The sequence below is a fragment of the Nonomuraea mesophila genome (genome assembly GCF_004352805.1).
GTDB lineage: Bacteria > Actinomycetota > Actinomycetes > Streptosporangiales > Streptosporangiaceae > Nonomuraea > Nonomuraea longispora.
Map to the genome: position 1 here is coordinate 1 of NZ_SMLD01000274.1, position 7,459 is coordinate 7,459.

Genomic DNA, 7,459 nt, shown 5'->3' on the forward strand with positions numbered 1-7,459 from the left:
ACGGTGGGCAGGGCGCGGGGGCGGCGGCCGGTCGTGCGGTGGGGGTTGCGCCGCTCCTGGCGCGCGGCCGGAACAGCGGAGCCGCCTCCCTGGCGTCGTCCTCCCCGCGCGACGGCGGCGGCACCCGGCGGGCCGGCCCCTTGTGGACGAGGACGTCCCCCGTCATGTACGGGTCGGGCGCGTCCTTGGGCAGGATCACGTCGCCCGTCGCGAACGGCCCGGGACCGCCGGGTTCGGGAGCGGCCATGAAGAACGGCCGTTCCTCCGCCGGTGAGGCGGACGCCCAGGGGCCGCCGAGCGGGTCTCTGAGCGGCCGGATGGAGCCGAGCGGGTCGCGCAGCCGGTGGTGGTCGTCCGTGGCCTCGCGGTATTTCGGCATCGGGGCGGTGGTCGCGTCGTGCTCCGGCACCTGCGACGTCGACGGCGGCGTCAGCAGCTCGGCGGGGAAGATCACCGTACTGGTGGCGGGGTCGTCGTCGGCCGGCGGCTGCGGCCACATCGGCGGGCTGGGCCAGCGCGGCTTCACGAACAGCGGGCCGGGAGCCGCGGAGCGGGAGCCGGCGAAGTGGATGCGCAGCGCGCCGGGCGGCTCGGGCCACGGCAGCCGGCCGAGCACGTCGTTCAGCGGCGCCACGTGCAGCGCGCCGTAGACGTCGGCCACCGGCTTGGGCACGCGGACCCCGGTCGAGGCCAGGGCCGAGCCGAGCGACTCCCTGAACCGGTTGGCGGCCGCCACCATGAGCTCGTCAGTGGTGTCGGGCGCGATGTCCAGCACCCACGCGAGCTCGGCCTTGCTCAGCCCGCACACCGCGCACAGCACCAGCACCTCGCGCTGGTGGGGCCGCAGCTCGCGCAGGGCGCGCTCGACGAGCGCGGTGGCCGGGTCGATGAGCGGGTCGACGGCGGGAGGGGAGTAGACGATGTCGCGCCGGTGGATCTCGCGGCGGGCGAACGCGTAAAGGGCGGCGCGGGGAGGTTGGGAGACCGGGACTGCGGTGAGCACGGCCGCCAGGACATCGGACGCTGAACCGAGGTCGCCGAGCTGGTCAGCGCAGTACGCGAACAGCCCGGCGGCATGACGGTCGTAGAGCTCTGCGATCAGTTCGGCGCGTGGGCGCTGATCGGTGAGCGGCTGGGACACGGGCCGATCCTCTTGCTGTGTGCCGACGCTGAGGGTGAGGGTGCGCGTCAGGAGATTGTTGTGGTAATCATGCCAATCCTGATGGTCCGGCGCACTACCAGATGCAGATTTCGTGTAAATATCCCTGGTCAGTGAAACGCTTAAGCCCGCCCCTATGAGGACAGAGCGGCACGGACCGCCGTAGTCTGTGGGTCCAAGAGATCATGCGGCGGTCGTGGCAGGGGGCTGCGACCCCTGCCAGAAGCCCACGGAGCGAAAGTTCGCGCGTGATCACATTCGACGCTGTCACCAAACGTTTCCCGGACGGAACGGTCGCCGTGGACGACCTCACCCTGGAGGCTCCCACAGGCGAGATCACCGTACTCGTCGGGCCCTCGGGCTGCGGCAAGACGACCTCCCTCCGGATGATCAATCGCATGATCGACGCCTCGGAGGGGCGGATCCTCCTCGACGGCGTGCCGGTCCAGAGCATCGACCCCCCGACGCTGCGCCGCGGCATCGGGTACGTCATCCAGCAGGCCGGGCTGTTCCCGCACCGGAAGATCGTCGACAACATCGCCACCGTCCCCTACCTCCTCGGCTGGGACCGGAAGAAGGCCCGCGGCAGGGCCATGGAGCTGCTCGAACGTGTCGGGCTCGACGCGGGGATGGCCGGCCGCTACCCGTTCCAGCTGTCGGGCGGGCAGCAGCAGCGCGTGGGCGTGGCCAGGGCGCTGGCCGCCGACCCGCCCGTCCTGCTCATGGACGAGCCGTTCAGCGCGGTCGACCCCGTGGTGCGTACGAGCCTGCAGGAGGAGCTGCTCAGGCTCCAGAGCGAGCTGAACAAGACCATCGTGTTCGTCACGCACGACATCGACGAGGCCATCAAGCTCGGCGACAAGGTGGCGGTGCTGCGCGTCGGCGGCAGGCTCGCGCAGCTGGCCGCGCCCAAGACGTTGTTGTCGCAGCCGTCCGACGACTTCGTGCGCGAGTTCCTCGGCCACGACAGGGGGATCAGGCGGCTGCAGTTCGTCTCCACGGAGGGGTTGCGGCTGCGTACCGACCTGACGGTCCGGCAGGGCGGCGAGGGCGGCTCGTCGGAGGAGCCGTGGCTGCTGGTGGTGGACGAGCAGGGCGGGCCGGTCGGATGGGTCGCCGGCGCCCGTCCCGGCGAGCTGGAGCCGTTCGGGACGTTCCTGTACGGCCGCGACTCGATGCGCTCGGCCCTCGACGCGGCGCTGCTGTCGCCGTCGGGCTGCTCGGTGGCCGTGGACGACGAGGGCAAGGTCGTCGGCGTGGCCACCAGGGAGGCGCTGGACGAGGCGCTGGCGGAGGCCGCGGATGGGTGACGGTCCTCCTTCCCTCTGGGAGTGGATCGGGCGCAACTGGGACACCGGCCGGGCGGGCAGTATCAAGGACCTGCTCCTCGACCACCTCACCATGTCGCTCGTGCCGATCCTGCTCGCGCTGGTCGTGGCGCTGCCGCTGGGCCTGGCCTGTGTGCGCTGGCGCTGGCTCTACCAGCCCGCCTCCGGCCTGATGAACGTCGTCTACGCGCTGCCGTCGCTGCCGGTCTTCATGCTGCTGATCTCGGTGACCGGGCTGACGCAGACCACGGTGATCATCCCCCTCGCCTTCTACGGCGTGGCCGTCCTCCTGCCAGCCGTGGTCGGCGGGCTGGACTCGGTGCCCGACCACGTGCGCCAGTCGGCCGTCGCGATGGGCTTCACGCCGCGGCGCCGGCTGCTGGCGGTGGAGCTGCCGATCGCGGTGCCGGTGGTGCTGGCCGGCCTGCGGGTGGTCGCGGTCTCCAGCATCAGCCTGGTCAGCGTGGGCGCGCTGATCGGGCAGGGCGGCCTCGGCGGGCTGTTCACCCGGGCGTACCAGAACCCGTTCATGCCGCCGGTGATCGTCGGCATCGTGCTGATCGTGCTGCTGGCCCTGATCGCCGACGGCCTGCTGGTCCTGGCGCAGCGGCTGCTCACCCCGTGGGTACGCGCGCGGAAAGGGGCCGCGTCGTGAACTGGCTGATCTCGTTCTTCGCCTGGATGGGGGAGTTCTTCGGCAACGGCGACAACTGGTCGGGGCCCGGCGGGATCCCCATGCGGCTGCTCGAACACCTGGAGTTCTCGGCGCTGGCGCTGCTGCTGGCCGTGCTGGTGGCCGTGCCGCTGGGGCTGGTGATCGGGCACACGGGCCGGGGAGAGGTGCTGGTCGTCATCTCGGCGAACCTGGCGCGGGCGCTGCCGACGCTGGGGCTGCTGGTGATGTTCGTGCTGCTGCTCGGCACGGCGTCGATCTGGCCGGTGATCATTCCGCTCGTGCTGCTGTCGGTGCCGCCGATCCTGGTCAACACCTTCGAGGGCATCAAGGGGGTCGATCCCGACCTGCGCGACGCGGCGTACGGGATGGGCCTGCGCGGCCCGCAGGTGCTCGGGCGGGTGCTGGTCCCGGTCGCCCTGCCGCTGATCCTGCTGGGCTGCCGGCTGTCGGCGATCCAGGTCGTGGCCACCACGACGGTCGCGGCGTACACCGGGCTCGGCGGGCTCGGACGTTACGTGATCGACGGTTTCGCGACCAAGGATTACGCGAGCGTCGTCGGTGGTTCGGTATTGATTGTGCTGTTCGCGCTCGTGGTGCAGCTCCTGTTCACGCTCGCGCAGAGGGTGACGGTCTCGCCGGGAGTGAGCCGGCGAGTGATTGTTCGATAGCCTCCTGAATTACCTGCCGCGCTTTGAGAAGGGAAAGCAACTTGACATCCTCCCGGCCCTGCAAGGACCGGGATTCCAGCCGTCGCCGACTGGCCTTCCTGCTTCACCGCCGGTCGCCCGCCCGGGAAAGGGAACTCTCGTTGAGGTCTTACACCAGCTCCACAGGCGTTTCACCTCTCCGCAAGCCCTGCGGCGAGGGTGCTTCTGATCATTCGTCCGGTGGCTTGGTCATCACCACCGTCGAACACACTACCGAACCGTGCGATGTCGTGCGGCGTTTTGACGCCGGTTCGCCTGGCGGCGAATCGGCTATCCCTGTCCTGCTCCGCAGGGGTCCGATTCCTCCCCCGTCTGAAGGCGGGGGTTTCCTCGGAGGTATCTGATGAGACGCATGTTCGGCACCGCGGCGGTGCTGGTGTCAGCGGTGCTCACGCTGGCCGCCTGCGGTGGCGGCGGCAGCGCTGGCAACCCGCTCGACACCACGAGCGCGGCCCCCAGCGGTTCGGCCTCGGGCGGGGGGAAGGCCGTCATCGGATCGTTCGACTTCGACGAGAGCGTGCTGCTCGCCTCGATCTACGCCCAGGCCCTCGAGGCCAAGGGCGTGCAGGTGGAGGAGAAGCCGCGCATCGGCAGCCGCGAGGCCGTCTATGACCAGGTCAAGAGCGGCGGCCTGACCATCGTGCCGGAATACAACGGCAACCTGCTCGCCTTCATCGACCAGGCCGCCACGGCCGCCACCACCGACGAGGTGAACACGGCGCTGAAGGAGAAGCTGCCCGCCGAGCTGGAGGTGCTCGACTCCTCGCCCGCCGAGGACAAGGACACCCTGTCCATCACCAAGGACACCCAGACCAAGCAGTCGCTCACCACCATGGACGACCTCGCCAAGGTCTCCACGAGCATGATCGTCGGCGGCCCGCCCGAGTTCAAGAAGCGGTGGGAGAAGCGGTTCAAGGACGTCTACGGGGTCGAGTTCAAGGAGTGGAAGCCCACCGGGCCCACCACGGCCGACGCGCTGAAGGACGGCACGATCCAGGTCGGCAACGTCTTCAGCACCGACCCCAAGATCGCCGCCAACAACCTGGTGCCGCTCGAGGACACCAAGAACATCTTCCCGGCCCAGAACGTGACGCCGCTGCTCCACAAGGCGTCCGCCTCCGACACGATCCGCACGACGCTCAACGGCATCTCCGCCAAGCTGACCACCGAGTCGCTGCTGGAGATGATGCAGAAGATCTCCGTCAACAAGGACGAGCCCGCCATGGTGGCCAAGGAATGGCTGACCTCCAACGGCCTGGGCTGACGCCCGCCGCGAGGGCCGCCGGACGCCGGGGGTCCTCGCGGTGAGCGAGTTCACGGAGGCGATGGCGCAGCTCGCGGCCGGCGTGGCGGTGGTGACCGTACGCGACGGGCGCGACGATCTGGGCGCCACCATCTCGGCGCTCATGTCCGTCTCGCTGGATCCGCCGCTCGTCCTGGTGAGCCTGGGCAGCCGCAGCTACCTCAACGAGGTGCTGCTGCGCCAGGACCGCTGGGCCGCGTCACTGCTGTCGTCGGGGCAGGCGGCCATCGCCAGCAGGTTCGCCACCCCCGGACGGCCCAGCGCCCGCCTGCTGGTGGCCGGCACGCCGCACCACCGGGGGCCGCACACGCAGGCGCTGGTGGTGGAGGGAGGAGTGGCCGCGCTGGAGGCCGAGACCACCAAGGTGGTGCCGGCCGGCGACCACACCCTCTACGTCGCCACCGTCCTCGCCGTCGACTACGTCGAGCCCGACCGGCAGCCCCTCGTACGGCTCCGCGGTCGCTACCGCGCGGTCGGCGCGTGACGGCCGCGCCCCGCCGTCAGCGGATGACGTACCACGAAGGCAGGATGAGCGGGCCCGTGGCGGGCAGGCCCAGCTCGGCGGAGAGCCGGGCCAGCGGGCCCCAGGCGTCCACGCGGAGCCTGGCCAGCGCGGCCGACTTGTCCTCGCTCGAGTCGGGACCGCGCAGGCGCTCCAGCGGGTTGAGCCGGGGATAGAGGCGCACCGGCGCGTCGTCGGCCAGCCCCGCCCGCCCGCGCGCCAGGGCCAGCGCGTGCTCCAGCCCGCCCAGCTCGTCGACCAGGCCGTTCGCCTGCGCGTCGGCGCCGGTCCACACCCGGCCCCTGGCCAGCTCGTGGGCGCGCTCGCGGGTCAGGTCGCGGCTCTTGGCCACCTTGCCCACGAAGTCGTCGTAGATCCGGTCGAGCCAGGCGTTGATCCGCTCCCACTGCTCGGGGGAGAAGCCGCGCGACGAGGAGAACATCCCGGCGTTGGCGCCGCTGCCCACGAGCTCGGTGTTCATCCCGATCTTCTCGAACAGCTCGGTGAGCACGGCCTTGCCGCCGTAGACCCCGATCGAGCCCGTCAGCGTGCCCGGCTGCGCCACGATCACGTCGGCGGCCATCGACACGAAGTAGCCGCCGGAGGCCGCCACGTCGCCCATCGACACGATCACCGGCTTGACCTTGCGCGTCAGCGTCACCTCCCGCCAGACCGTGTCGCTGGCGACGTAGGAGCCTCCCGGGCTGTCGACCCGGAACACCACGGCCTTGACCTGCTCGTCGCGCCTGGCCGCCCGCAGCGCGGCGCTGATCGTGTCGGAGCCCATCGCCCCGCCCCCGCCGAGCGGGCTGCGCCCGCTCCGGCCGGACCTGATCATGCCGTGGCCGTGGACCAGCGCGACCCCGTCGGACATCGGCTGCGGCAGCTTGCGTACGGCGGCGCCCTTGGCGTAGCGGGTGACGTACAGCAGGTGGGCCTCGGCGCCCGCGGACCGCTTGACCTCGTCGTAGACCTCGTCGCGGTAGGCCAGCTCGTCGACCAGCCCCTCCTCCAGCGCCTCGGCGGAGGTGAACGGGCCCCGGTCGAACAGCTCGCGCACCTTGCCGGGGTCGAGCCTGCGCCCCTCGGCGATGCCCGCGACCAGGCTCTCGGTGACCGACTCCACGATGCGGCCGATGGACTCGCGGTGCGCCTCGGTCATGTGGTCCTGGGTGAAGGTGTTGGCGGCGGTTTTGTACTCGTGCCGCTGCCCCACTTCGTAGCCGACGCCCAGCTTGGACAGCGTGCCCTTGACGAAGCGCTGCTCCACCGCCACCCCGGTCAGCCCGACGTCGCCGCTCGGCTGCAGGTAGACACGCTCGAAGGCGGTGGCCAGGTAGTAGGGCACGGTGCCGCCGCCGAACTCGCCGAACGTCTCGGCGAACGCCACGGCCGGCTTGCCGGAGGCGCGGAACTCGGTCACCGCCTGCCGCAGATCCTGCACCATGGCCAGCCCCATCGGGCTGCCCCCGATCTTGACGACCAGCCCCTTGACCCTGGAGTCCTGCCTGGCCCGCCGGAGCCCCGACAGGACGTCGGACAGGCGTGGCTTGCGCATCGACAGGACCATGCTGAGCGGGTCCGACGGTGGGCCTTCCGTGAGGCCCTCGGTGAGGTCGAGCTCCAGCACCAGCGGGGCGGTGCGCCGTTGGCGAAGCTTGTCGACGGTTTCGAAGATCGCCTTGCCTGCGTCCATGAAAGCCACCCTAAAGCGACACCATCCGAAACGCGCTGAGAAGGTGTGGCGGCCGGGTCCACGCCCCCGGCCCCCGGCCCCCGGCCGC

Annotated in this window: 7 protein-coding genes; 5 read left to right on the forward strand and 2 right to left on the reverse strand. The window is 70.9% G+C overall.

Translation table 11 applies throughout. The features are described 5' to 3' along the window. Nucleotides 1-1,141 (reverse strand): RNA polymerase sigma factor (locus E1295_RS45990; RefSeq protein WP_220449238.1); only part of this gene is annotated, 1,141 nt, incomplete at its 3' end. A gap of 266 nt (nucleotides 1,142-1,407) precedes the next feature. On the opposite strand from E1295_RS45990, the gene E1295_RS45995 reads away from it, so the two are divergent. The 5 genes from E1295_RS45995 (at nucleotide 1,408) to E1295_RS46015 (ending at nucleotide 5,657) form a co-directional block, all read left to right on the forward strand. After that, nucleotides 1,408-2,469, forward strand: coding sequence for an ABC transporter ATP-binding protein (locus tag E1295_RS45995; RefSeq protein ID WP_132641396.1), 1,062 nt, complete (start codon nucleotides 1,408-1,410; stop codon nucleotides 2,467-2,469). After that, nucleotides 2,462-3,142 (forward strand): ABC transporter permease, encoded by a 681-nt coding sequence (locus E1295_RS46000; protein ID WP_132641398.1) that lies wholly within the window; start codon nucleotides 2,462-2,464, stop codon nucleotides 3,140-3,142. Before E1295_RS45995 ends, E1295_RS46000 begins: the two co-directional genes overlap by 8 nt. Further along, complete coding sequence (locus tag E1295_RS46005) at nucleotides 3,139-3,831, forward strand: ABC transporter permease (protein ID WP_132641400.1); 693 nt, start codon at nucleotides 3,139-3,141, stop codon at nucleotides 3,829-3,831. Before E1295_RS46000 ends, E1295_RS46005 begins: the two co-directional genes overlap by 4 nt. 382 nt (nucleotides 3,832-4,213) lie before the next feature. Continuing rightward, nucleotides 4,214-5,134, forward strand: a complete 921-nt coding sequence (locus E1295_RS46010; RefSeq protein ID WP_132641402.1) for an ABC transporter substrate-binding protein — start codon at nucleotides 4,214-4,216, stop codon at nucleotides 5,132-5,134. A 40-nt stretch (nucleotides 5,135-5,174) separates the two neighbouring features. Further along, entirely contained in the window at nucleotides 5,175-5,657 is a 483-nt protein-coding gene (locus E1295_RS46015; RefSeq protein WP_132641404.1) for a flavin reductase family protein, read from the forward strand. 16 nt (nucleotides 5,658-5,673) lie between these two features. Here E1295_RS46015 and sppA read toward each other — a convergent pair whose 3' ends face one another. After that, on the reverse strand, nucleotides 5,674-7,371 hold the full coding sequence (gene sppA / locus E1295_RS46020) for a signal peptide peptidase SppA (RefSeq protein ID WP_132641406.1): 1,698 nt from the start codon (nucleotides 7,369-7,371) through the stop codon (nucleotides 5,674-5,676). Nucleotides 7,372-7,459 lie beyond the last annotated feature (88 nt).

What these genes read in the sequence shown, in the direction of transcription:
- E1295_RS46000 (WP_132641398.1), top strand. Translation starts at nt 2,462, where the DNA reads ATGGGTGACGGTCCTCCTTCCCTCTGGGAGTGGATCGGGCGCAACTGG.
- E1295_RS46010 (WP_132641402.1), top strand. Translation starts at nt 4,214, where the DNA reads ATGAGACGCATGTTCGGCACCGCGGCGGTGCTGGTGTCAGCGGTGCTC.
- sppA (WP_132641406.1), bottom strand. Translation starts at nt 7,371, where the DNA reads ATGGACGCAGGCAAGGCGATCTTCGAAACCGTCGACAAGCTTCGCCAA.